A 24,238-nucleotide genomic window follows, 5' to 3' on the forward strand; every position below is an offset into this window, starting at 1 on the left:
TAGTAGCATAAAAATTATGGTCTAGGGTATGGGGATGTTTATTGAAAAATTGAGGGCACAATTACTTTATCAAAACAAACCCCAAAGTCACGAGTACCATATTCGTGGCTTGAGTTATCCAAAATTAATTTTGTTTTCGAAAAACTATTGACAACTTACGCGATGTAGAATAAAATTGACTTACATAATATAGATTAATGAAAGGTGATTCTCATGAAAAAGCTACAAAGGATATCTGATGCGGAAAAACAGATTATGGAATACATTTGGAAAGCCGGGCGCCCGGTTACAACTTCGGAAATCATGCGAAATCTACCGGAGGACAAGGCATGGAAGCAAAACACGGTGGTTACTTTTTTGACCCGTTTGATGAAAAAAGGGATACTTAAGGCGACCAGGATAGGAAAAGCCAACTATTATGAACCTTGTGTAACGGAACAGGAATACCGGAATTTTGTAACAAAGCAATTCATAAACGATGTTCATAAAGGCTCCGTATTGGGCTTTATAACCGCTTTGTGCGACAATGGCGATTTGACGAAGGAAGATATTGAAAGCATTTTGAAACGCCTGAAAGAATAGGTGGTGCTTATATTGAACGACATTTACAATCAACTGTTTATCATGTCGGTTGTAGCCGGAGGAATATACCTGATTCTGAAAGTTTTGAGTGCGGTAACCCTTAAATACTTTTCTGCGGCATGGCATTATTACACCAATATAGCTGTATATATGTTTTTCCTGCTGCCGTATCACCGGTGGATGTCCGGGCTTGATCTGAGCTTTCTAAAGATGTCCGACAAAGGCTTCGAACTGCCCTCTATTACGGGATTAAACCCACTCACCGCTTTGAACTTTGCTGCTGGCGGTATATCACAGCAAAAAGGCTATGCAGGAGCTTCCGTTTACTTTGAAATTCTGCCATATATATTGATGGCCGGAACTCTGATATTCATGGTTGTAATTCTTGTCCATAACTATAATCTGAACCGCCGCATTTTCAGAATCTGTCGTTTGACCGATGATATGCAGATTTTGGAGGTACTTTTCAAGTGTAAACAGCAAATGGGCATAACAAGACAAATCCCAGTATACATCTCACCGTGCATAACAACACCCTTTCTTTACGGCATCATAAAGCCCCGCATCGTCCTGCCGGATATTAAACTTTCTGCGGACGAATTGCAATGCGTTTTTCTTCATGAACTGACCCACTGGAAACGCCGTGATGGCTGGTTGAAATTCTTGATGCTTTTTATCAACGCGATACATTGGTTCAACCCTCTAGCCTATGCGGCAAGGTTCGACATTGACCGCTTCTGCGAACTATCCTGTGACGAAAGTGTTGTGAAATCAATGAGCAATCGGGAAAGGAGGCGGTATTGTGAGTTAATGCTGAGTGTGCTATGGAACGTTGCGGACCAAAGCGCCAAATTATTTTCCGCATTCAGCGGCAAACGGAAACAACTGGAAAGGAGGGTCGATATAATACTGAAAGATAAAGTCCCAATGAGCAAAAAATGGGTGCGCATGGTTGCAACCGCAATAACACTGGCAATCGTATTATTAGGCGCTATTTTGGCAGGTGCAGTGGAGACGTCAGCCCTCGAAAGAAAAGGCAGCAGTGAATCCGCCTTGCCAAAACCAAAAGAAATTTCGAATTATCAATATCGAGTAAATGAATATGGCGAAACTTATGGTCCAGCAATTTATGCTGAGGTTTTAGGAGAGGAGCCGGATTTAATTGCAGCCATAGGCATAGATGGAACATTCGGTTATGTACGGTCCTCGGACCTGAACCCTCCTGATCCGCGCACACCGGAGGAAGCCGTAGCTCAAAATAATCTTGGTGATAAATTGATACCTCTTTATGATAAAGACGGGAGAACAGTCATTGGTCAATTTAAAATTGTATCAGGGCGATTTGAAAAACTAAAATAAAAAATATTCAATAGGTTAATGGGGTATGATTTTGATGAGGCAAGTCAGGATTTAATTGAGTGTTGATAAAAGAAATAAAAAATATCAAACAGGAAAATTGGCAAATAAAGAACTGAAAATTTTTGTAAAATTTATATTTTGGGGGTTGCGTTTTTGATTCTCGAATGTACTTTTATAAAGTAAAGGGAAAAAATTTTATTAGAAAGGAAGTGCTGCCGTTGGATCATAGTCTGTAAATTTAATTTTACGAATATTAAAACATGATTATGAGGAGGGTGATACAAAAATGCAAAGAATTATTTCAATTGCTACATTAATATGTTTGATATTAACTACTTTGATTTCCTCTGTACAAGCGGCACCTATAGATGGTGATTTAATTCCGATAGAAGAATATATTAAAGCATATTCGGAAAATGATCCTAAATTAATAAAACAAATTAGTAGCAATGAATATATTATAGACAAATCAATTACTAAGACAGATTTTACTAGGCTGGAAGTTGCTCCCGGTTCTAAAATATACTTTTTGAAAAAACACCAAAATAATAGTAATCCAAGCATATTATCTGCTTCGCATGTATGTCCTGAGCTTACGTTTACCTATAAAACTGATATTGTAGATGTGGGTTCGCAAACATGTCAGGTAGCGGCCTGGTCTGGGATTGGATTTTTTGGAACTCCTGTTGCAGCTAAATGGTGTGGTATGGGAGCCAGCGATATCTTAACAGAACCAAGCGGTAGTTACGAAAACCATTTAATGGTTAAATCTTATTGTTATGGAGTCGGTTTGGATTTTTCATATGGCCAGGGTCTGTCGCCAGGCTTTACTCTAATTTCTGGTAGTAGTATACAATATGATGAATTTAGAGAAAACCTTAGATTCCATGACGCAAAATACCATTACGCTTATGCTGCTGGTGTACTCACAAGCTGTGGCACATCTACTAGAGCTGGATTATTTTATGACGGAAGCTATGACTATATAGAAACTTATATTAACTGGTATACTGATTAACAAATAATTGTCACATAGGGCTGAAATTATATAGACAAGCCCCATGTGACCTAATTTTACATAGAAATTAACAATTCAGTTTTGTAGGGAGATGCTTTATGAAGAGGATATTATCTTTGTTTTTTGTTTTTTTGATAATCTTTTTTACGGTATCATGTGATAATTTAACGAGAATTACATGGGAGGAAAATACAAAGAAAAAGATATATGCCTCGCAAAATAATGACGGAGGATTCAAGGAGCATTTTTTAATCCAAGACCGGGATTTATCTTCTACTTATTATTTTTTAGAGATATGTGATATGATTAATATTCCCCTTAATAAAGATTTTAAAGAAAAAACCATCCAGTGGATATTGTCAATAAAAACCAAGGCCGGATATTTTGGCAGTGAAAGCCAGTATAGCAGACAAATACAAAATACCTTCTTTGCAATTTTAAGCCTGAAGAGGCTCGGTTTTGAATTTGATGAAAATCTAAAACAGGAAATAAAAAATCTCTTTGTCCGGCTAAAAAAGCCTGATAATCTCTATTATGAGCATAGTGCCGAAAAAGAACCTTTTTTAAATTATTTTGTCTTGGAGAGCGTTAAAGCCATAGAAAACGAAGAAAAGTTCTTAGATGTCAAAACTCAATTTAAAAAATTATGTTTGACATCAACTAGTATGAATACCCTGACAAAACTGTTTTTTCTACGTTACTTTGACGAACCTGTAAAAATAGACGAAAACATACGCCAACAGCTTACCAGTGAGATGGAGCAAGGTAAATCCTCTTTTATTGAAAAACTGTGGTTTTTGAGTTTTTTTGAAGACGATAGATTAAATTCTGTTATTAAAACAACTCTTTTAAAGTATAAAAATTTAGACGGCGGGTTTTCTGCTGTAGTTGAAGATTCATCTACAGACCGGGAAACATATTATGCCGTAAGTGCTTTGCGCAGATTAAATTACAAAATAACCGGGCCCGAAAAAAATGAGCTTGTAAATTTTATATTCGCACACATGAATCCTGCAGGCGGCTTCAACAAGCCGTTTATAAGCCCTTCGACTCCCCAAGCCACTTATAAATGCCTTTATATATTAACAGAATTAGGATATGAAGTTAAAAATGCAAACATCGTAGAGCAATACCTGAACCGCACTTTGAAAGCATTACTTGGGAGTCCAGACTATCATCCTCTGGTGATGTTGAATACTTTAAAAGCTCTACAAATATTAGACAAAGATAGAAATTTAAAATCGACTTTAAAAGATTCAAATCAGCATTTGTATGAAGATTTTCTCCAGAACACCTACAAAAATCTTGAGGAAAAACTTAACCGGGACAATTTTGAACAGGAGTTATATGACGTATCAAATTATGTCGAAATCCTTATAATGCTGGGCGAAGAAATTCCGGAGACCTTAAAACAGAAAATATATATCAACGCCGAAAAGGTCATTGGGGATAGTTTAAAAGCAAATTCTATAGTCTCCATAGTTCCCCTGTATTACTCGGTAAAACTGATCGACAACATTAATATCATCAGCTCTTACAATGAACAAGTAGATTCGTTTGCAAAGAAACTAATAAACCAGGAATTGAATAAAGCGGAAAAAGGAGACCTTTTAATAACGTATTATGCTATGATGATACAAAAGTATAACCATGTTCTGGAGGAACCCTTGTTTTGTTCCTATGATTATCTGAATCTCTTTAAATCTGATGAGGGAGGAGTAAGACAGAACTTTGAGAGTCCCCCTTCTCTTTCATTGACGGAAAAGTACATGCAAATGTATTCATTCATAAAAAACTACAGTGTAAGGACTTCAAGCAGAGCAATTGAGGCAAGCTACAACGGTAAGAAAGGCCTTTCGGTAAGCGGATATAAATTAAGGCGTCTTAAGGATTTTGATCTTATTCTGCTTAAACTATACAACAATGAGCACGGCCATTGGAATGAATATTATATTACAGACGGAAAAAATAAAATACTGGCAAAAGCTAAAGTTTCGCAAACCCCTGAATATAATGATATACTTGTCTTTGAAATTCCAAAAGGAAAAGTAAACGAAAGACTTTATTTCTATTTTTCGGGAAAAGGACGTACTGAAATCCCGCGTTTTTGGTGAGTATGAATAGAAACTATTCGAGATACGCACCTGCATATCTAGTGGTGAGAAGGAGGGTGCTAGCCATCCCCTCTTCCGGGTGCCTCTTCCTGGTTGGAGGAATGCCATCGTGAAGAAAAAATTATAGTCGTAATTGCGCTGTTTATAATTTTAATAGTAAGTATTATTTTCTCAATCTAACATCAGCATAAAAGATACCGAAGCCGAACTCTACGAAAAAATGAATTAAGGATACGTGAGTATAGCGGTTTTTTGGAATCAGAAAAATCCCGACAAATTATACACTCAAGAATTTATATAGATTCAGAACAATATAAGACAATACATCAAAGGCTTGGGTAATAGAGTTAATTCCATATAATTGTGTAAAAAGGGAGTTTTAAAAAAGGGTTGAGCCACCCTCACCCCTCTGGTTAGAATTAAATTGACAACCCAAAAACCTAACTGGAGAGATGAGAAATAGCTCAATATAGTATTCTGAAATTTTTCATCACCTCTTTTTAAAAGAAGCTAAAGATGAAGGGATGATACAAGAAGGAATTGAAAATAAATTTAAGAAATAAGTAATGTGTAGTTTTTTAAAGGGTGAAAATTATGAGAAGAAAAGATAGAGAAATGAACAGGGAATTTGGACTAAAAGTCATAGATAAATCCATATATGGAGTTCTTTCAATGGTGGATGAGGGTGAACCTTATGGTATTCCTCTTTCTATTGTAAGAGATGGGAATACATTATATTTTCATTCAGCCAAGGATGGAAGGAAGGTTAAAATACTGGAGAAAAACCCTAAAGTTAGTGTAGTTTTCGTTGGAGAAACAAAAATTCCAGAAATCTATTCCAATGAAGAATTGGATGAAATCGCAAAGGATGAATCAAAAGCAAATGCACTTATTAGTAAAGTTTTTACCACTGAGTTTGAATCTGCTGTTGTAGTAGGAAAAGTAAAATTAGTAGAGGATGAAGATGAAAAGATTAAGGCACTGAAATTAATATGCGAAAAATATACCCCGACAAAAATGGCTTATTTTCCTATAGCAATTAAAGCAGGATTAAATAGGACTAATGTAGACTCTATAGAAATTGAAGAAATAACAGCCAAAAGAAAGAAATTTGATGCAAATGGAGAAGAACTAAAGTGGGGAAGAACAGAATAATGAAGGAAACAAAAAAGCGCAGGAGTAGTTTTTACTACTTCCTGCGCTTCAGACTGTCGACAAAGTAACTGTCGACAGTCTTTTTTTGCAAAAGCTAGTACAAAAATCATCAGCTTTTTAGTAAAATTAAAGAAGATACAAAAATATTGTGGGGCGATGAAATGTTAACGAAGAAAAATAGAGAAATAATAAAGCAAGTAGAATTAGTAAGCATCGATAGCCTGGTGCCTCAAGACCATCTCCTTAGAGCTGTAGAAGAAAGCATCGACTTTAGTTTCATATATGAAGAAGTAAAAGACCTATATAGCGAAAATACAGGAAGACCTAGTATTGACCCGGTAGTGTTAATTAAGCTACTCATGCTCCAAGCATTGTATGGAATCCGCTCCATGCGCCAAACCATCAGAGAAGTAGAAGTCAATGTAGCTTACCGTTGGTTTTTAGGCTATGGATTACAAGAAAAAATACCTCACTTTTCAACTTTTGGAAAAAACTATGAACGGCGGTTTAAGGAAAGTGATCTATTTGAAAAGATATTCGAGCGGGTGTTGATGGAAGCAATAGAATGCGGGTTTGTTAAAACAGATGCAGTATTTATCGATGCTACTCACATAAAAGCCAGTGCCAATAAGAATAAATATATCGAGAAAGTCGCTAAGCAACGGACTCAAAAATATAAGGAAGAACTTTTAAAAGAAATCAACGCCGAACGGGAAGCAAACGGTAAAAAGCCCTTTGAAGAAGAAGATGATGATGACGATAACAACAAAGGAGAAAATAGCTCTAAAAAAGTCAGGGTAAGCACCACAGATCCTGAAAGTGGGATGTTTCAAAAAGGGGAAAAAGAGCGCTGCTTTGCCTACACAGCTTCTGTAGCCTGTGACCGGAACAACTTTGTCCTTGGTGTCAAAATAGCACCTGGAAATGTTCATGACAGCCAGGTATTCTCCGATTTATTTCAAGAAGTAAACGATAAATTTTCTAAAATAGAGGCGGTAGTGGTTGATGCAGGCTACAAAACCCCCGGGATATGCAGAGAAATCATTGAGGCAGGAGCGCTTCCCGTTATGCCCTACAAGAGGTCGATGACCAAAGATGGCTACTTTAAAAAACGCGAATACGTCTATGACGAATATTATGATTGTTACATATGCCCCAACAACCAAATATTAGAATACAGCACCACCAACCGGGCGGGATACCGGGAATATAGGAGCAACCCCCAAATATGCTGTAAATGTCCCATGCGCCTACAGTGCACCAAAAGTAAAAATTACACAAAAATCATAACTCGGCATATATGGGAGCATTACATAGAAATAGCGGAAGATATAAGACACACCCAATGGGGTAAAGAACTATACAAAATGCGCGGCCAGACCATCGAGCGGGTATTTGCCGATGCGAAGGAAAAGCATGGCATGCGCTATACAAATCTACGAGGCTTGAGGAAAGTTGGACATTACCTCACGCTTCTTTTCGCATGCATGAATTTAAAAAAGCTGGCTTTATGGAAGAAAAGACGGGGAACGTTTCCGCCAACAGTCCCCGCTTTACATTCGTTTTTCTTAAAAATTTTCTTCGCCTTCAACAAAAAGCCGCTTTTAGGTTATGCATCCTAAAAGCGGCTTTGTCTACAAGCTGAAGCGCAGGAGTAGTTTTTACTACTTCCTGCGCTTAAAGTTTTCCCGCTTACGATAACAGGGCTTTTCTTTTCTGCTCAATGATATCGGCCAGTTTTTCTGCCGCCGGTACGATTTCACCCTCCACAATGACCTTCCCGCCGGTTAGCTGTTCCACATCCTCAGTTAAAACCTTGCTTACCAACTGGCTGCCGGTAACAAAGGGCGGGATAGCAACGTGAATCGGTAACCCCAGGGCCAGCCCGAAGGAGGCGTCAGCCAGAGCTTGTTCTTCCAGCCACTGCGGGGCAGACAATACCAGTGGCAGCTCTGGGATGTCGATATCGAGGGCCTGGGCCAATTCAGCGGCTACTGTTTCCAGTCGCCCTATAGCCAAACACGGTCCAAAGTTCAGTACCGGCGGTATACCCAGCGTACGGCAAACCTCTTTTAAATTGTCGCCGGCCAGTTCCGCCGCTCCCGGAGAGGTCAAACCGACGTTTTCCAGACCACCGCTGGTGCAGCCGGCGGACAGAACGATGATATCCCGCTTGATAAGCTCTTTGGTTAACTCTACGGTAAAAACATCATGTCCCTTGGCTGTAAGATTGGAACAGCCCACCACAGCGGCAACTCCCCTGATTTTACCGCTGGCTATTAAGTCGATTAAAGGTTTAAAATTCCCGCCCAGAAAACTTTTCAATGATTTTTTACTAAGACCGGTTACTGCGTCGTCGCAGCCGTGGTCGGGTATATCCACCTGTACTTTGCCCCGGCGCCGGGTATAGCTTTCCAGAGCCGCGTGCATAATTTTTTCCGCTATGTCTGCAGCCTCGCTGCTATCGAACCGTATAAAGTCTGCGTTAGATTTTTTAGCCACGTCATCCAGGCAGATTTGCGCTACTTGAAATTGCTCGCAAATAGTCTCAATGCCCGGCACGGTGCAATTGAAGTCGGATACTACCAGATCGATACCGCCGGTGGCCAGCAGAGCCTCGCTGGTGAAGTTGTTGCCGACATGACCTGCAAAAGCTTTCCGGTAGTGCGCTCCGCGCTGCTGCATATCCTGGCCTACGCAGGTGCAGCCCACTATCTTGAAGCCTTTGGCCCCATTCTTGCTCGCCAGCGCGTCTGCTTCGGGGGTAACTATTTTATCCTGCAGTACTCCGATGAGGGAATGCTGGTGGCCGGTAACCATAATATTGATATAATCCGGGTCCACCACGGAAAAACCTACTTTAGCGGTAGTAATTTGGGGTTCACCCAACATAATGTCATTTAAATAATTAGTTAAAGTCAAGCCGTATAAACCCGTAGCAATACCCAGTTTTAAAGCGTGCAGCAGCATATCCACCGGGTCGCTGGATAGGTTGGTGCTGGTTTTGACGATGGCGTCGAAGACTTCGGACTTAGCACCGCCGGGCAGTATGTTCAGTTCCTTCCAACGCTGGAATCTTGACCGGTAGGCCAGTTTTTCCACCAGGGTCATTTGCTGTTCCCGGGGCAGGTAAAGATCTTCCAGCACCCGCTCCGCTATTTTGACGGCTTGCTGCGCCGGATCGGTTTCCTCTATTTCAAACATCTCGGCTAGTTCACGCAGTGTTTCCGGTCCTTTAATGGTTAACCCGTTTTTCCCCTGGCCAAGAGCGCGCAAATTTTTTGCGGTGTTTTCCAATATGTGCAGGTAGCAGGCCGCTCCGGCAGCCACTGACCGTAAAAAATTCCGGGCGACGATGGTGTCGGCGGTGGCCCCGCAGACCCCTTTAGGAGACTGGGGGGTGATCCGGCAGGGTCCGTTGGTGCACAGCCGGCAGCAAACCCCTTGCATGCCAAAGCCGCACTTCACGGCTTGACTTGAAACGCGGTTAAAGGATGTCTCTACTTCAAATTTTGAACGCATAAAATCGATTAATTTTTTATCCGCAGAAGTACACATTTCCATTTTTTTAACCTCCCGGCAGTAAATATTAGTTTAGTAACTATCATTATTAGTAATTATACTAGACTAAAATAGTAATTATTACTAGTAATTATATACTAGACTCAAATAGTATACTTTAGGGTGCAACTGTGCGTCAATTTTCTTATCTACTATTTTGGGTATTAGCATTTCTAAGATGCTGCTAAAACTATACTCAAGATGTATAGTATTTTATAAAAAATTTTGTAACTAATTACGTACAATATTGCATTTTAATTTTTACTTAATATCTCAAAATTATATTCCTCCAGCTTATCATTGATGGTTTGCTGGATGGAAAAAAGCGCTTTATGAATGGAACATTTGGCAGTGCTTCTTTTATTGCACTCCTCGGGGGCAATCAGACACCTGTTGATGTAAACCGGGCCCTCTACTGCTTCCACTACATCCCGCATGGTTATATCCCGGGGCATTTTGGCCAATGCGTAACCGCCGCCTACTCCACGGTAAGATTTTACAATGCCGGCCTGGGTCAGCAAGCGGAGTATTTTTAACATAAAACGCATGGGGATGTGCTCTTGTTCTGCTATAACCCTAGCTTCCACCACTTCCCCCGGGGGGAGCTTAGATAAATGCAATACTGCCCGAAATGCATAATCCGTTGCTTGATTGAGCTTCACTGTATGTAATTCCTCCAAGCTAAAGTATACTATATGAGTCTATTTTAAGATAATACTATGATATTTTAAGCCGGATGTCAACCCCCGGAAGGAATTGTTTTCATATGCTTCTAGGGTTTTTACAGCGAAGAAACTGGATTACAAAAATTTTATAAAAATATGAAGGATAGTTACAAAAAGTGTAGAATATTTTATTTAAGAGGTGAGGTTATGCCCGGAAGTCTAGAAAAAATCGCAGCGATACTAAACGGCCTAAAACCGTCGGAAAAAAAGATAGCGCAGTATATTCTGGAAAACCCCCAGGAGATCTCGGACCTGCCTATCGCAGAGCTGGCAAAGAGGTGCGGTACCAGCGAGGCGAGTGTTGTCAGGTTCTGCAGGACTTTAGGCTATAAAGGCTACCAGGACTTGAAGATAAAGATTTCGGCGGATTTAGCTATAAAAACTAAAAAGATCCAGGGTTTGGTCAGCGTGGACGACGATGTGGACGCCATAATAACAAAGGTATCGCGCAACAACATGCTGGCTGTAGAAAATACGATGGACATCCTGGACCGGAATGAAGTCCGAAAGGCGGCGGAGGTACTCTTACGGGCAAAGAAGATTGATTTTTACGGCGTAGGGGCCTCGGGCATAGTAGCCCAGGACGCAATGCACAAATTCATGAGGATAAACAAGGCCTGCACCGCGTATACCGATACCCACATGCAGCTTACTTCGGCGGCCAACCTCTCGCCGGAGGATGTGGCGGTGGGGATATCGTACTCCGGACAGACCGTGGATACCGTCGATGCCCTAAAGCTTGCCAAAAATGCCGGGGCCACCACCATCTGCATAACCAAGTTCGGCCATTCACCGATTACAAAGGTTTCCGACATAAAACTTTTCGTCACTTCCTCGGAGGCGCTTTTCCGGAGTGGTGCCATGGCTTCCCGCATGGCGCAGCTTAACGTCATCGACATCCTTTTTACCATCGTAGCCTGCAGGAAGTACGACGATATAATCAATTACCTGGAAAATACCAGTGAAGCGGTTGCTTCAAGAAAATATTAATTTTTTTTGGAGTATGATGAAGTAAAATTACAGTATTACTAAAACAATACGAAATTATACTTACGAAAGGGGGGAGACTTTTGAAAATACTTCTCGTATGTTCAGGAGGCATGAGCACAAGCATTGTCTTAAAGGCCGTCGAAAAGAAAGCGGCAGAGCTAAAAGAAGACGTTTACGTTGAAGCGGCATCCACCACCCAATTTGAAGAAAGGGTAAAGGATTTTGACGTAGTATTGATAGCTCCACAGGTAAGACACAGGAAGCAGTTCTTCGAAGAAATAGCTTCAAAGCATGGGATTCCCACAGGACTTATCGAGCCTCAAGCTTACGGTCCCTTTGGCGGGGAAAAAATTCTCCGCCAGGCAAAAAAACTTCTCGAGGAGGTATGAACGGTGGAATTCTTTTTAAAGTGGGTTGAGGAAAAACTGATGCCTCCCATGGCGAAACTAGCAGAACAGAGGCATTTGCGGGCCGTCAGGGACGGTATAGTGGCCACTCTGCCCCTTATAATCGTGGGCAGCTTCTTCCTAATAGTCGCTTCTCCCCCGATACCGGCACTGGCTGAAAAAATTCAGCCCTACGCTTCCCAGATATTAATACCTTTCAGGCTCAGCGTGGGACTGATGGCACTCTACGCAGCCCACGGCATAGGGTACAGCCTTGCCAAGTCCTATAACCTGGACCCCGTAGCAGGTGGTCTCCTGGCGCTGGCGTCTTTTATAATGATTACCCTGCCTCAGAACGTGGAAAAAATAGGTTTCGTCCTGCCCATGGGCGGACTGGGTGGTGCGGGCCTTTTTGCAGCCATCATCATGGCGTTTTTTGCCGTAGAGGTTTTGAGGTTCCTGACCGTCAGAAAAATAACCATAAAAATGCCCGAGGGCGTTCCCGAGTCGGTAGCCAGGTCCTTTGAGGCATTAATACCCGCGGCCGCAATCATGGTTATCATATATATTGTGAGGGTTATGCTTAACATTAATATTCAGGAACTGATAATGAATCTCTTCAAACCGCTGGTAACCGCCGGAGATTCGTTAATCGGCGTGCTCGTTCCGGTCATCCTGATCACCCTACTGTGGTCGGCAGGCATCCACGGAGTTTCTGTGGTGGGCAGCATTGCGAGGCCCATTTGGATGGCGCTTCTGGATGAAAACACGCAGGCGGCGGCAGCCGGAGCTAAAATCCTGCCCCACATAGCTCCGGAGCCTTTCTTCCAGTGGTTCATCTGGATAGGAGGATCGGGTGCAACGCTGAGCCTTGTACTATTAATGCTTACTTCGAAGTCGAGGTACCTCAAAAATCTCGGGAAGGCGTCGCTCCTCCCCGGCGTATGCAACATCAACGAGCCCGTAATCTTCGGCGCTCCGATAATGCTGAATCCAATACTTGCAATTCCGTTTATTATAGGACCTGTAATTACAGCAGTAATATCCTACATAGCTATGGTTTTTAACCTGGTAGGCAGGCCCTACGTGCTGGCGCCCTGGACCCTGCCCGCTCCTATAGGTGCTTACCTCGCCACCGGAGGAGACTGGAGGGCGGTGGTGCTGGTGCTGGTCAATATTGCTTTAACAACTATAATTTACTATCCGTTCTTTAAGGTATACGAGAGAAAGATGATGGAAGAAGAGACCGAAAGCTGATCAAAAAAGCCGGGTTTTACCCGGCTTTCAAAAATGGAGGTCGTATGATGGTAGACGAAAACTCGATATTTGAGATGATAGCTTACGGCGGAAATGCACGGGCTAAAGCCTATGAAGCTGCTGCCCGGGCTCGAAAAGGCGATTTTGAACTGGCGGAGAAATTGCTAAAGGAAGCCGACGAAGAGATGTTAAAGGCGCACCACGTCCAGACGAGGCTGATCCACGAGGAAGTTCAGGGAAAAAAACACGAGGTTTCGGTGCTCCTGGTGCACGCCCAGGATCACCTCATGACGGCGATGGCGGAAAGAAGCCTCATCGAAAATATGATAGATCTTTTCCGCCGGGTGCGGGAACTGGAAGTTGAGGTAAGCGCGCTCAAGGGGTGTCTTGGTAATGAAAAAATTGATAGTTAATGCAGACGATTTCGGATTGACGCCGGGAATAAATCGGGCTGTTAAACAGGGCGTTATCGAAGGGATAATAACCGATACAACCCTCATGGTGAATATGCCCGCTGCCCGGGAAGCGATGGATATAGCCATGGAATGCTTCCCCGACCGGGTGGGGATTCACCTGAACCTGACCTGCGGCAGGCCGGTGCTGGACCCGGCGGAGGTCCCGAGCCTGGTGGATAAATCGGGCCGTTTTTACCGGAGAAGAGCTGCTCTGATGGAAAGGGCAACCCTTCGAGACATCGAGAAAGAATTGCGAGCCCAGGTGGATAAATTTTTGAGATCCGGGCTAAAGCCGAGCCACCTGGACTGTCATCATCACCTGCACCTTCACCCGATGGTAGCAGAAATCGTGGCTGAATTAGCTCTGGAACTTAATGTACCGGTACGGGCCGTTGATTCTCAAACTAGAGCGTTTTTTAAAAGCCGCGGTGTTATAACGCCCGATCAATTTTCCGTGGATTTTTACGGGGAGGGAGCATCTTATCAAAATCTGGTTTCCATTTTAGACTCCTACAGCTACGGGGTGATGGAAATCATGACCCATCCCGGCTACTGTGATCAAGAGCTTTTGGAGATAAGCACTTATACCCATTTTCGCGAAAAAGAACTGGAGATACTGACGAACCCCTTTTTACGCGGTGTTCTTGAGGAAAAGGATATTGTGCTGGTGAGTTTTAACGACCTGAAAACCGAGAAGGGGAGCCTATGAGTTACATAATAGGTGTCGATGCAGGGGGAAGTAAAATCGAAGTACTAGCCCTTGACCTGGAAAGGCACAGTGCAAATACTCTCATTATTGAAAGGTCCGGCAATGCCATGTCGGCGGGAGAAGATAAAGCATTATACAACATAAAAGAAGCGGTGGAGAAGGTGTCGGCGCCGGTCGAAAAGACGGGCTCCCGATGCCTGGGGATATACGTGGGAGCCGCAGGAGCGGGCAGCAAGGAGATCAGGCGGAAAATCCGCGAGGTCTTGACGGGTCTTGCGCTGACGGACGCCGTATTCGTAGACAGCGATTACAGGATAGCCCTGGCAGGTGCAGCTGGAAGGCCGTACGGCGTCGTGGTGATAGCTGGTACCGGAAGCGTGGTATACGGCGTAAACGAAGCCGGTAGTGAAGTGATCCTGGGAGGCTGGGGCCATTTGATCGGAGATGAAGGCAGCGGATACTATATAGGCCGAAGGGCCATTAGGGAAGCGGTTAAATTCTATGAAGGGCGCGGAGGCTCGAAAAGGATTTACGAAGAGGTCCTGGCGCATTTTTCCGTAAAAGATCTAACGGAAATAAAGCCTATTCTGTATTCGGGAGGTTTTTCGAAAGATATCATTGCAGGCCTCACAGTCAGGGTGAGCAAACTCTGCGATGAAGGCGAAAGAATTGCTCGCCAGATCCTTGAAGAGGCGGGCACGGCTCTTTCAGAGCTTGTAAGCTGTGCTCTGAAAAGGTTCGTGTATATTTCCGATGTTATTGTATCCGGCAGCATCCTGTTAAAGGAAAAGCTGGTATACGATACTTTCGCTTTTGAGCTAAAGCGCACGTGTCCAAAGGTAAAAATACGCCGCCCCAGATATAGGGCTACTGCGGGGGCTCTTATCCTCCTTGCCGGGGAATTGGGTATAGAGTTGGATTCGAATTTGCTGCCGGGGGCGGAAACATTATAGGAGTGATGCTGTTGGAAAGGCTCTACGCACTTTATAAAAAGAAGAAGAAAAAGGTAATCGGCCTGATGTCGGGGACTTCAGCCGATGGTATCGATGCTGCGCTTGTGGAAATTGAAGGATACGGCCCGGAAACCAGGGCAGAACTCCTGGTCTTCTGCAATTTCCCCTATGATGAGCCGACGAGGCGGGAAATATTCCATCTGTTTGATGTGAGCCGTTCAACGGTGGACCTGGTATGCAGGATGAATTTTAAGCTCGGGAGACTCTTCGGCAATGCTGCGATACGGCTGTGCGAGCTTGCGGGCGTGGATATAAGTGATGTTGATCTGATAGGGTCCCACGGGCAGACCGTCTATCACATTCCCGGAGAAGCTACGCTGCAGATAGGAGAACCCTGCGTTATCGCCGAGATTACCGGCCGGACGGTGGTCGCCGATTTCAGGGTCCGCGATGTGGCTGCCGGAGGTCATGGGGCACCGCTGGTGCCGTACGCCGAATACCTTCTTTACAGGTCCGATGAAGTCAACCGGGCTCTGCTGAATATAGGAGGAATCGCCAATATTACGGTGCTGCCGAAGAGCTGCTCGGTGGAAGATATAACGGCCTTTGACACAGGTCCCGGTAATATGGTGATAGACGAAATAGTGCTGCGAGGGACTGGAGGAAGTATGAAGTTCGATAAAGACGGGGCTGTAGCTTCGAAAGGAAAGGTAGACGAAAGACTGATTGAATTCCTCAAAGCACATCCGTACCTAAAACAGCGGCCCCCAAAAACGGCAGGTAGGGAGATCTTCGGTGGTGGTTTTGTAGAAGAGATTATTAGGAAATCTTTGGACCTGAGGATTGGATTCGAAGACCTGGTAGCTACCGTTACTTACTTTACCGCATATTCAATAGCTAGAGCTTGCAGGGATTTCCTTATGCCAAACCATCGAATAGATGAGATTTTAATAAGCGGCGGCGGGGCGTATAATAAAACGCTGGTCGATATGATTCGCAAAGAATTGAAAGGCGTTGAGATTCGTACCTTTGAAGATATCGGCCTAAATTCGGACGCCAAGGAAGCTGTGGCCTTTGCAGTACTGGCCAACGAGACGATCGGCGGGGTCTGCAACAACGTACCCGGTGCGACGGGAGCAGGAAAAAGGGTTATACTCGGGAAAATAATTATATGACCTTTAAAAAGGGGATGGTGCGATGGAACTCACAAAACTCATAACAGAACAGAGAAATCCTTACACGGAAGACATCGACATACTGGATACCGTGAGCATGCTGAAAAAAATGAATGACGAGGACAAAAAAGTGGCCTTCGCTGTGGAAAAGGAGATCCCCAGGATAGCTACGGCCGTTGACCTTATAACCAATAGGCTGAAGAACGGTGGCCGGCTTATTTATATCGGGGCGGGCACCAGCGGCAGGTTGGGAATTTTGGACGCTTCCGAGTGCCCCCCGACTTTCGGCGTGGACCCGGAACTCGTGCAGGGTGTGATAGCGGGAGGTGACTCAGCCATAAAAAAAGCCGTTGAGGGAGCTGAAGACGACGAATATATGGGGAGAAAGGACCTTCAGGACAGGAGACTGTCCGACAGAGATGTGGTTGCGGGTCTGACGGCCAGCGGCAGGACACCCTACGTCATAGGTGGGTTGAAATATGCCAGAGAAGTAGGAGCGCTTACGATAGGGATATGCTGCAATCCCGAGAGCCCGTTGAGAGATTTTACCGACATACTTATCGCCCCGGTTGTAGGGCCGGAAGTTATATTGGGTTCCACCCGGTTAAAAGCCGGTACAGCCCAGAAGATGGTGCTCAACATGATTTCCACGGGTGTGATGATAAGGCTCGGCAAGGTTTACAGTAACCTTATGGTAGATTTACAGGCGACCAACAAAAAACTGCAGCAGAGGGCCAGGCGGATTGTTAAGTTGGCCACGGGCGTCGATGACGAAAGAATAGACGCCGTGCTGAGTAAAACGGAATACAATGTGAAACTTTCGATTTTCATGATACTCTCCGGAATGGACGGGGAAAAGGCAAAAAAAATCCTGACATTTCACGGCGGGAATATAAGAAAAGCCCTGGAATCAATAGAAGGTGTTAAAGGGGTTGAGTCATGTGGTTAAAAAATTGAAGATTGCTGTCATAGGCGGCGGGTCCAGCTACACGCCCGAGCTCATAGAGGGTTTTATAAAAAGAGCTCCGGAACTTCCCGTAAGTGAAATTTACCTCGTGGATGTGGAACAGGGCAGGGAAAAACTGGAGATAGTGGGCAACCTCGCGAAGCGTATGCTTGACAAAGCAGGCCTTAATATCAGTGTCCATCTGACTCTGGATAGAAGGGAGGCCATTTCCAACGCCGACTTTGTAATAACCCAGTTCAGGGTGGGGGGCATAGACGCCCGCATCAGGGATGAGAAAATCCCTCTAAAGTACGGTGTCATCGGCCAGGAGACTACCGGGCCCGGCGGTTTTGCCAAAGCGTTAAGGACGATCCCCGTGATATTGGATATATGTAGGGATATAGAGGAGCTGGCTCCTGATGCATGGCTGATAAATTTCACAAATCCGTCGGGGATTATTACGGAAACGGTAATAAAACACACCGGCGTTAAGGTACTGGGGCTGTGCAATGTGCCCGTCAATATGGTAAACTACGTGGCAAAAGCCTACGGAGTGGAAATGGATAGAGTTTATATTCAATTTGCGGGTCTAAACCACCTGGTGTGGGGATTGCGGGTATATCTCGACGGTGAAGATATAACACAAAAATTGATAGAGCAGCTTGCTTCCGACGAGAATATGACTATGAAGAACATCCCGGGTATGCAGTGGGATAAAGATTTGCTAAAATCCCTCGGGGTGCTTCCGTGTCCCTATCACCGGTACTATTACATGAAAGACACTATGCTGGAGGAAGAAAAAAGAAAAGCTACCCATGAGGGTACTCGCGGCGAAGTGGTCAAAAAAGTCGAACGGGAGCTTTTTGAACTTTATAAGGATCCCAAGCTGGATGAAAAGCCACCGCAGCTCGAGAAAAGAGGAGGGGCCCTCTACTCCTACACTGCCTGCAACTTGATTAGTTCCATAGTAAACGACAAAAGAGATATTCAAGTAGTAAATGTAAAAAACAGCGGCGCGATTTTAGACTTACCCGAGGATGCGGTCGTTGAGACAAATTGCGTTATAGACAAAAACGGAGCCCATTCGTTGAGTGTAGGTCGCCTGCCGGCCAAGATAAGAGGGCTGATACAGGTGGTGAAGGCCTATGAAGAGTTAACCATAGAAGCAGGGGTCAACGGAGATTATAATGCAGCTCTTCAAGCCTTAACCATCCATCCTCTGGTACCGTCTGCGGGGATTGCGAAAAAAATATTGGATGATATCCTTGCCGAAAATAGGGAATATTTACCGCAGTTTTTTAAATAAAAAGCATCATAAACGCTTCATATGCTTCGGCGACGGATTACAGAGTAAAACATGATTTTAAAAACGGCCTTACATAAAAATCTAATAAATAAGTGCGTGCGGATGGAAGTATTCCATCCGCCTACCGGGATACCTTGCACTGCACATAAACAGAATGTCTTTTGGCGGCCGTTGAAATAGTCTAAAAAATGGGGGAGGTTTTTCATAATGCGGAAAGTAGTAGTCACCGATTATAATCCTATGTGGCCTGCCATGTTTGAAGCCGAAGCGGCTAAGATTAAGGAAATTTTTGGCGATGAATTGATTGCCATCCATCATATCGGCAGCACCTCGGTGCCGGAAATGAAGGCAAAGCCCATCATCGATATAATGCCTCTGGTCAGGGACATCAATGCGGTCGATAAATTTAACGATAAAATGATCGAACTCGGATATGAACCCATGGGTGAATTCGGCCTTCCCGGAAGGAGGTATTTCAGAAAGGGTGGGGATAACCGCACACATCACGTACACATATACCAGTTCGACAATAAGGCGGAAGTGGAAAGACATCTGGCATTCCGGGATTATTTACGAGAACATAAAGATGCGGCAGAAAGGTACGGAAAATTGAAAGAGGAGTTAGCAAAACGCTTCCCCGATGATATCGAGGCCTATATGGATGGTAAAGATCAATTTGTCAAGGAATTGGAACAGAAGGCGCTGAAATGGTATGGGGAAAAATTAGAAAGAAATTAAGTTATTGACAACCCGGAATATTTAATATATTATTAAAGAGGACGAACTAAAATTTCTGAACATATAAACAAATTTAATAGGCAGGCAACCATGGGAAGCCGGTGAAAATCCGGCGCGGTCCGCGCCACTGTGAGGAGGAGCGACCCCACTTAATGCCACTGGGAATACCCCGGGAAGGCGTGGGGAAGCGGTGAATCCGAGCCAGGATACCTGGGGCTTGCCGTCGAACTGGAGCTCCCTACGCAGGATGGGGAATCAGCTTACCCCTGGTTTATGTTGGAGCCAGGGTTTTTATTTTACTTCAGCGGCGGCGTTTTCAACCCCCCTGAGGGGAGCCCTAAAGGGGAGGTGTTGGAATGAAGCCGTTTTTTATATTGCAATGATTCTCGCGGTATCGCCATAGAGTGAAGTACGATAAGCAAAGAATACTCAGTGGAAGGTAGGTCGAGATTATGCACTATAAAATTAAAAAACGCCTGGTAGCGCTGATTCTGGTCTTTGGTCTTTTATTGAGCATTTCTATAGATGGACAGGTCCTGACTACAGCTCTAGCTGCCTCGGGAAGTTATACTGCCGACCAGCTGGCCGAAAAGGCCGTGGAGTTTATTAACAGCAAATTCAAATCCGGAGAAAAAGTCGACGGCTACACCGCGTACGTTCTCGCACTGGCAGGGGAAGATCTTTCGTCCGAAAAGTGGACCAGGAATGATTTAAGCCTGAAGGAGGAGATTCAAAAGTCGGCGGATCTCCTCGGCAATCAAAACAGTCTCATAACATACATCCTGGCCACGCAGAACGTCGACGGCAGTTTTGGTCCTTATGCCAATGAATACGGCACAAAAGCATCCCTGCAGGCGCTGGCGATGGTGAAAGGCGACCTGCCGGAAGGGGATATTTCCAAGCAGGTGCAGGAAGCCATCAATAAGGCTATCGACTATTTTAAAGGCCGCTATATGAAGGGAAGCCTGGCTTATGACGCCCAGGGATTTAACTTCGACTATCGCTGTGTGGAGGCACTGGCCGACGCCAGTGAAGACCTGTCCGGATGGGTATATGGTGATAAGTCGCTTAAAAATATAGTCATCGAATCCGCCGAAGCCGCGGCGGATGACGCTGCAGTCCTTGATGCCGTTTACCTTGCGAAAGAGCTGACCGCCCTTTACGCGGTAGAACCGCAATCGGATAAAATTGCAACTCTTGCTCAGGCTATTGCGGATAAGAAGAATACCGACGGCGATTCGATTTGGTTTGGGAACAGCATCTATGACGATGTGATGGTACTGACCGCTCTTGGCAAAGCGGACAAACTTAGCCTTATTGACCGGCAAAAGGCTTTTAATTATCTGGAAAAATTCAAACATGAGCATAAGGACGCCTGGGGAAAACCCGCCGGGGCCGCATGGGGTGACTTTGAAGACGAAGAGCCCGACCTTACGGCCCAGGTGATTACGGCCTTAAGCTATTTTGAGGAGGCTCGCGATACCGGTAGCGATGTCTATAAAGCCATCGAGGAAGGCCTTGCTTATCTAAAGGATATCCAGGACGCTGACACGGCGGCCATAAAAGCCCGGTTCGACAACACTTTTGCCACCGCCGAAACCCTCATAGCTTTAAAATCGCTGGGGAAGAAATATGAAGATTATGCCGGAGCAGGTTCCGGCTGGGTGAAAAGATCGGGGACGAAGACCATTGCCCAGCACCTGCTAGCTTTAAGCCGCATGGGGGACGAGGATAGGGTAAACAGGCTGGTAAATCTTTTAACGGAAAGGCATTCTTCGAACGGCTTTGACAACAGCGTTTACACCGACTTTTGGGCGTATATAGCGCTGGGCGAAGCGGGGAAGATAAAAGAAATAAATGCGGAGGAAGCCAAAAGCTACATACTGGGTAAGCAGAGCGATGAAGGTTCCTGGGGAGAAAAATGGGGCGACGCATTTTACCCCGACTTTATGTCGACCGCTCAGGCCATTCGGGCGCTCACCTACCTATCCGCTTCAGGGGATACAAAGGTTCAGAATGCCATAGAAAAAGGCCTGGCTTATCTCAAAAGACAATTGCAGCCCGACGGCAGCGTCTATATTACACAGCCGTTTCCGGACGATCCGGTGGTGGATACGGCCGAGGTAATTGTTACGCTGAAAAAATTGGGCGTCGATCCGAAGGAATGGAAGAGCGGCCAGGGCCTTACCCCCGTCGACTATATGATGCAGAAAGCGTTGAATTCCGACGGCAGTTTCGGTTCCGTCAAAAATATTCTGGGTGCTGCGGAAGCCCTGCACGCATTTATCCTCTTGAAGGGCGAGACCGGATCGCCGGGGTCAGAGCCGGGATCTTCCGAGCCGGTTCCCGGTGAGGTTGAGTGCACCGTGGATATCGCGGTTGTGGGCAGGGATGGTGAGCTGCTCTTTGGCCCCGATTCCGTCACCGTAAGCCGGAACGGAAGGTGGGGATTGACGGCCTTAGGTGCTCTGGATGCCACCGGCCTTGATTACGAGTGTGACGGCGGTTTTGTAAAGAGCATCGAAGGCCAGGCCAACCAGGGAATGAATGGGTGGATGTACAAGGTCAACGGAAAAGTGCCGTCGGTGGCGGCATCGGAAAAGGCGATTGGCGACGGGGATGAAATCATCTGGTGGTACAGCACGGATTATAGATCATCAGGCCCCACGTGGGAAGACCTGATAAATAAAAATACGGTTCCGGAGCAGGAGGGGGTCGTTTCCGAGGACCTCGAAGAGCAGAACGAAAGACTTCCGGAGACCTTGCGGGTTTCCAAAGAAGCGCTGAAAGCCCTTGAAAATGTGGAGGAATTGCTCGAATTACAAAAAGCAGCGGGTATTGAAGAGATAGACAAAGCGGTTGTAGTCATCGGAAGCCGCGGACCGTTCAAACGCGACGAATTCTTGAAGTTAAAAGAAAAGCTTCTGCAAAACAGGGTAGATTTGCAGAAAGAGGTAGCTGCCTCTGAAGGTGCAGCCATCGTCGACGGAAAAGAGGAAGTTGCCCTCCTCGTTCCGGCCGGTGCATTGAAAAAGGATTTAGAAATATCGATCAAAGAGACCGACGGTACAATTCCCCCTGGTTTCAAAGCTTTATCGGGCATTTACGAAATTGCCCCTGAAGCAACCTCTCTTTCAATGCCCGCAACATTGGCAATAAGAGCGGCCGTCTCTCCCCTGGTAAAGCCGGAAAATCTGGTCCTGGCGCGGTATGATGATACAGAAGGCAGGTGGGTTGTCATCCCTGCCGTGGCCGACATGGCAAAAGGCGTCATTGTGGCCAGGATAGAACATTTCTCGAAAGTTGCCGTGTTTGCAAAGGAAGTCAGAAAATCCTTTGCGGATGTGAGCGACGCGTCCTTCGGATGGGCCAAAGACGCCGTTGAAGCCCTGGCCGGTTCCGGGATTGTTACGGGAGTTTACGGGACTTTCTTCGAGCCGGGTCGAGCGTTGACCAGGGCTGAGTTCGTCACCATGATTGTAAAAACCCTGGGCCTCGAGCCTAAGGCGGGCGAAGGAAGACAATTCAAAGACGTAAAAAAAGGCGCTTGGTACGAGAAAGCCGTATACGCCGCGGTAGATGCGGGGCTTGTAACCGGATACGAAGACGGCACCTTCCGGCCGGACGGCAAAATTACTAGAGAACAACTCGCGGTTATCCTTGCCCGGGCGGTCGGTTTTACTCCCTCCGGGGAAAATCCGGATTTTAAAGATGGAAAATCGATTTCGCCCTGGAGCAGGGGGAGCGTTGCAGCTGCCGTAGCCGGTGAGTTGCTCGAAGGATTTGAAGATGGGACCTTCCGGCCCAAAGCGGCGGTCAGCAGAGCTCAAGCCGCTGTCGTAATCTACCGCTTCCTGGGGGAATAGTAGATTAATTTGAGGCCGGGGCGCGCTCTATGGTGCGCTCCCGGCTTTGCAACACTTATTCAGTGGGTGATTTCAGTGAAAAAGCGAACTGTAAAGCTTGCAATTATGGCGTTCTTGTTGGCCGTAGCGGTGGGGTGTGTAATATATGCTCCAAAGATTTTTTATGACACGAAAGAAAGGCCCCTGACAGCGGTTAAAGAGAATCAGGCTTTAGTACCCGGTGAAGCGAATACAAACCCGACAAAGGCCGGCACCGGTGAAGCTCCCAATGCTTCAATAGAAGGCCTTGCAGTGCAGAAAGACGGAGTCCTTACAAACACATCCCCTAAACTGGAAACGGGCACCGGTTCGGGTGGCACTAAGGTTGAAAAGAAGGTCATCGAAAAGGCTGAGCCTTCCGATGGGTCATCAAAGACCAAAAAGGAAGAGACTTCCGGCACAAAAAAGGAACCTTTCGGCAAAGGGGCTGCTTCCACGGGCGGTGCGGCGAGTTCTTCTCGCGATGATGCCCCACGGCATGTTCCGGAAAAAAAAGACACTGATAGCAGCGGTGATTCCACAAAGGAAACCGATTCGAGTTCCGCCGGTGCCGGTGGATGCCGGATTGAAATTGCCATTGTCGGAAAGGGAGGCCGGGTGCTGTACGGCCCTAAAACCGTGACGGTAAAAGAGAACAACCGGTGGGGTTTGACTGCACTGGGCGCTCTGGATTCCACCGGAATTGATTACAAGACCGGCCAGGGGTACGACGGTTTTGTTGTAAGCATAGCGGGTGAGACGAACAAAGGCATGGCGGGCTGGATGTACAGCGTCAATGATGAAGTTCCGATGGCAGCGGCCAGTGAGAAAAAAATCGAACCGGGCGACAGGATAATATGGTGGTACAATGAGAGCATTAATAACCCCCCTCCCACCTGGGATAGCCTGGCAGAATAGGGGAAAA

Annotated in this window: 20 protein-coding genes and 1 riboswitch; of the genes, 18 read left to right on the top strand and 2 right to left on the bottom strand. The window is 45.5% G+C overall.

The window, feature by feature from the left end:
• Window positions 1-213: 213 nt before the first annotated feature.
• From TOCE_RS01700 to TOCE_RS01725, 6 genes are all read left to right on the top strand, one after another.
• Window positions 214-582, top strand: a complete 369-nt coding sequence (locus TOCE_RS01700) for a BlaI/MecI/CopY family transcriptional regulator (protein ID WP_013275160.1) — start codon at window positions 214-216, stop codon at window positions 580-582.
• Window positions 583-594: 12 nt separating this feature from the next.
• Window positions 595-1,941: a M56 family metallopeptidase gene (locus tag TOCE_RS01705; RefSeq protein WP_013275161.1), complete on the top strand. Its 1,347-nt coding sequence runs from the start codon at window positions 595-597 to the stop codon at window positions 1,939-1,941.
• Between the two features lie 286 nt (window positions 1,942-2,227).
• Entirely contained in the window at window positions 2,228-2,959 is a 732-nt protein-coding gene (locus TOCE_RS01710) for a hypothetical protein (protein ID WP_013275162.1), read from the top strand.
• Between the two features lie 98 nt (window positions 2,960-3,057).
• Window positions 3,058-5,073: a prenyltransferase/squalene oxidase repeat-containing protein gene (locus TOCE_RS01715; RefSeq protein WP_013275163.1), complete on the top strand. Its 2,016-nt coding sequence runs from the start codon at window positions 3,058-3,060 to the stop codon at window positions 5,071-5,073.
• Window positions 5,074-5,667: 594 nt separating this feature from the next.
• Window positions 5,668-6,228 carry a pyridoxamine 5'-phosphate oxidase family protein gene (locus TOCE_RS01720; protein ID WP_013275164.1) on the top strand — a complete coding sequence of 187 codons (561 nt, stop codon included), beginning with the start codon at window positions 5,668-5,670 and terminating at the stop codon, window positions 6,226-6,228.
• 161 nt (window positions 6,229-6,389) lie between these two features.
• The gene (locus TOCE_RS01725) at window positions 6,390-7,850 is read left to right on the top strand and encodes an IS1182 family transposase (RefSeq protein WP_041423823.1); all 1,461 of its coding nucleotides are present in this window, start codon (window positions 6,390-6,392) and stop codon (window positions 7,848-7,850) included.
• A 70-nt stretch (window positions 7,851-7,920) separates the two neighbouring features.
• Here the strand turns inward: TOCE_RS01725 and cooS are convergent, their stop codons facing one another.
• Entirely contained in the window at window positions 7,921-9,792 is a 1,872-nt protein-coding gene (cooS, locus tag TOCE_RS01730) for an anaerobic carbon-monoxide dehydrogenase catalytic subunit (protein ID WP_013275166.1), read from the bottom strand.
• 251 nt (window positions 9,793-10,043) lie between these two features.
• Entirely contained in the window at window positions 10,044-10,451 is a 408-nt protein-coding gene (locus TOCE_RS01735) for an RrF2 family transcriptional regulator (RefSeq protein WP_013275167.1), read from the bottom strand.
• A 210-nt stretch (window positions 10,452-10,661) separates the two neighbouring features.
• On the opposite strand from TOCE_RS01735, the gene TOCE_RS01740 reads away from it, so the two are divergent.
• From TOCE_RS01740 to TOCE_RS01795, 12 genes are all read left to right on the top strand, one after another.
• Entirely contained in the window at window positions 10,662-11,504 is an 843-nt protein-coding gene (locus tag TOCE_RS01740; RefSeq protein WP_013275168.1) for a MurR/RpiR family transcriptional regulator, read from the top strand.
• 80 nt (window positions 11,505-11,584) lie between these two features.
• Window positions 11,585-11,893 (top strand): PTS sugar transporter subunit IIB, encoded by a 309-nt coding sequence (locus TOCE_RS01745; RefSeq protein WP_013275169.1) that lies wholly within the window; start codon window positions 11,585-11,587, stop codon window positions 11,891-11,893.
• 3 nt (window positions 11,894-11,896) lie between these two features.
• Complete coding sequence (locus TOCE_RS01750) at window positions 11,897-13,147, top strand: PTS sugar transporter subunit IIC (RefSeq protein WP_013275170.1); 1,251 nt, start codon at window positions 11,897-11,899, stop codon at window positions 13,145-13,147.
• Window positions 13,148-13,194: 47 nt separating this feature from the next.
• Window positions 13,195-13,560 carry a PTS lactose/cellobiose transporter subunit IIA gene (locus TOCE_RS01755; protein WP_013275171.1) on the top strand — a complete coding sequence of 122 codons (366 nt, stop codon included), beginning with the start codon at window positions 13,195-13,197 and terminating at the stop codon, window positions 13,558-13,560.
• A complete protein-coding gene (chbG, locus tag TOCE_RS01760) occupies window positions 13,541-14,311 on the top strand; it encodes a chitin disaccharide deacetylase (RefSeq protein ID WP_013275172.1) in 771 nt (256 codons plus the stop codon). The genes TOCE_RS01755 and chbG overlap by 20 nt, the downstream gene beginning before the upstream one ends.
• Window positions 14,308-15,264, top strand: a complete 957-nt coding sequence (locus tag TOCE_RS01765; protein WP_013275173.1) for an N-acetylglucosamine kinase — start codon at window positions 14,308-14,310, stop codon at window positions 15,262-15,264. Before chbG ends, TOCE_RS01765 begins: the two co-directional genes overlap by 4 nt.
• Window positions 15,265-15,275: 11 nt before the next feature.
• Window positions 15,276-16,439 carry an anhydro-N-acetylmuramic acid kinase gene (locus TOCE_RS01770; protein WP_013275174.1) on the top strand — a complete coding sequence of 388 codons (1,164 nt, stop codon included), beginning with the start codon at window positions 15,276-15,278 and terminating at the stop codon, window positions 16,437-16,439.
• A 22-nt stretch (window positions 16,440-16,461) separates the two neighbouring features.
• Complete coding sequence (gene murQ, locus TOCE_RS01775) at window positions 16,462-17,388, top strand: N-acetylmuramic acid 6-phosphate etherase (RefSeq protein ID WP_013275175.1); 927 nt, start codon at window positions 16,462-16,464, stop codon at window positions 17,386-17,388.
• The gene (locus TOCE_RS01780; protein ID WP_013275176.1) at window positions 17,372-18,691 is read left to right on the top strand and encodes a 6-phospho-beta-glucosidase; all 1,320 of its coding nucleotides are present in this window, start codon (window positions 17,372-17,374) and stop codon (window positions 18,689-18,691) included. Before murQ ends, TOCE_RS01780 begins: the two co-directional genes overlap by 17 nt.
• A 207-nt stretch (window positions 18,692-18,898) precedes the next feature.
• Window positions 18,899-19,429 (top strand): GrpB family protein, encoded by a 531-nt coding sequence (locus TOCE_RS01785; RefSeq protein WP_013275177.1) that lies wholly within the window; start codon window positions 18,899-18,901, stop codon window positions 19,427-19,429.
• A 92-nt stretch (window positions 19,430-19,521) separates the two neighbouring features.
• Window positions 19,522-19,640, top strand: a riboswitch (cobalamin riboswitch).
• Window positions 19,641-19,881: 241 nt separating this feature from the next.
• Entirely contained in the window at window positions 19,882-23,295 is a 3,414-nt protein-coding gene (locus TOCE_RS01790) for an S-layer homology domain-containing protein (RefSeq protein WP_013275178.1), read from the top strand.
• A 75-nt stretch (window positions 23,296-23,370) separates the two neighbouring features.
• The gene (locus TOCE_RS01795) at window positions 23,371-24,231 is read left to right on the top strand and encodes a DUF4430 domain-containing protein (RefSeq protein ID WP_187286580.1); all 861 of its coding nucleotides are present in this window, start codon (window positions 23,371-23,373) and stop codon (window positions 24,229-24,231) included.
• Window positions 24,232-24,238 lie beyond the last annotated feature (7 nt).

The sequence above is a fragment of the Thermosediminibacter oceani DSM 16646 genome (assembly GCF_000144645.1).
Taxonomy (GTDB): Bacteria; Bacillota; Thermosediminibacteria; order Thermosediminibacterales; family Thermosediminibacteraceae; genus Thermosediminibacter; species Thermosediminibacter oceani.

Bases quoted from the DNA above. Each gene is read 5' to 3' on its own strand.
- TOCE_RS01700 (WP_013275160.1), top strand. From the start codon at position 214: ATGAAAAAGCTACAAAGGATATCTGATGCGGAAAAACAGATTATGGAA.
- TOCE_RS01710 (WP_013275162.1), top strand. From the start codon at position 2,228: ATGCAAAGAATTATTTCAATTGCTACATTAATATGTTTGATATTAACT.
- TOCE_RS01715 (WP_013275163.1), top strand. From the start codon at position 3,058: ATGAAGAGGATATTATCTTTGTTTTTTGTTTTTTTGATAATCTTTTTT.
- TOCE_RS01720 (WP_013275164.1), top strand. From the start codon at position 5,668: ATGAGAAGAAAAGATAGAGAAATGAACAGGGAATTTGGACTAAAAGTC.
- TOCE_RS01725 (WP_041423823.1), top strand. From the start codon at position 6,390: ATGTTAACGAAGAAAAATAGAGAAATAATAAAGCAAGTAGAATTAGTA.
- cooS (WP_013275166.1), bottom strand. From the start codon at position 9,792: ATGGAAATGTGTACTTCTGCGGATAAAAAATTAATCGATTTTATGCGT.
- TOCE_RS01740 (WP_013275168.1), top strand. From the start codon at position 10,662: ATGCCCGGAAGTCTAGAAAAAATCGCAGCGATACTAAACGGCCTAAAA.
- TOCE_RS01755 (WP_013275171.1), top strand. From the start codon at position 13,195: ATGGTAGACGAAAACTCGATATTTGAGATGATAGCTTACGGCGGAAAT.
- chbG (WP_013275172.1), top strand. From the start codon at position 13,541: ATGAAAAAATTGATAGTTAATGCAGACGATTTCGGATTGACGCCGGGA.
- TOCE_RS01765 (WP_013275173.1), top strand. From the start codon at position 14,308: ATGAGTTACATAATAGGTGTCGATGCAGGGGGAAGTAAAATCGAAGTA.
- murQ (WP_013275175.1), top strand. From the start codon at position 16,462: ATGGAACTCACAAAACTCATAACAGAACAGAGAAATCCTTACACGGAA.
- TOCE_RS01785 (WP_013275177.1), top strand. From the start codon at position 18,899: ATGCGGAAAGTAGTAGTCACCGATTATAATCCTATGTGGCCTGCCATG.
- TOCE_RS01790 (WP_013275178.1), top strand. From the start codon at position 19,882: ATGCACTATAAAATTAAAAAACGCCTGGTAGCGCTGATTCTGGTCTTT.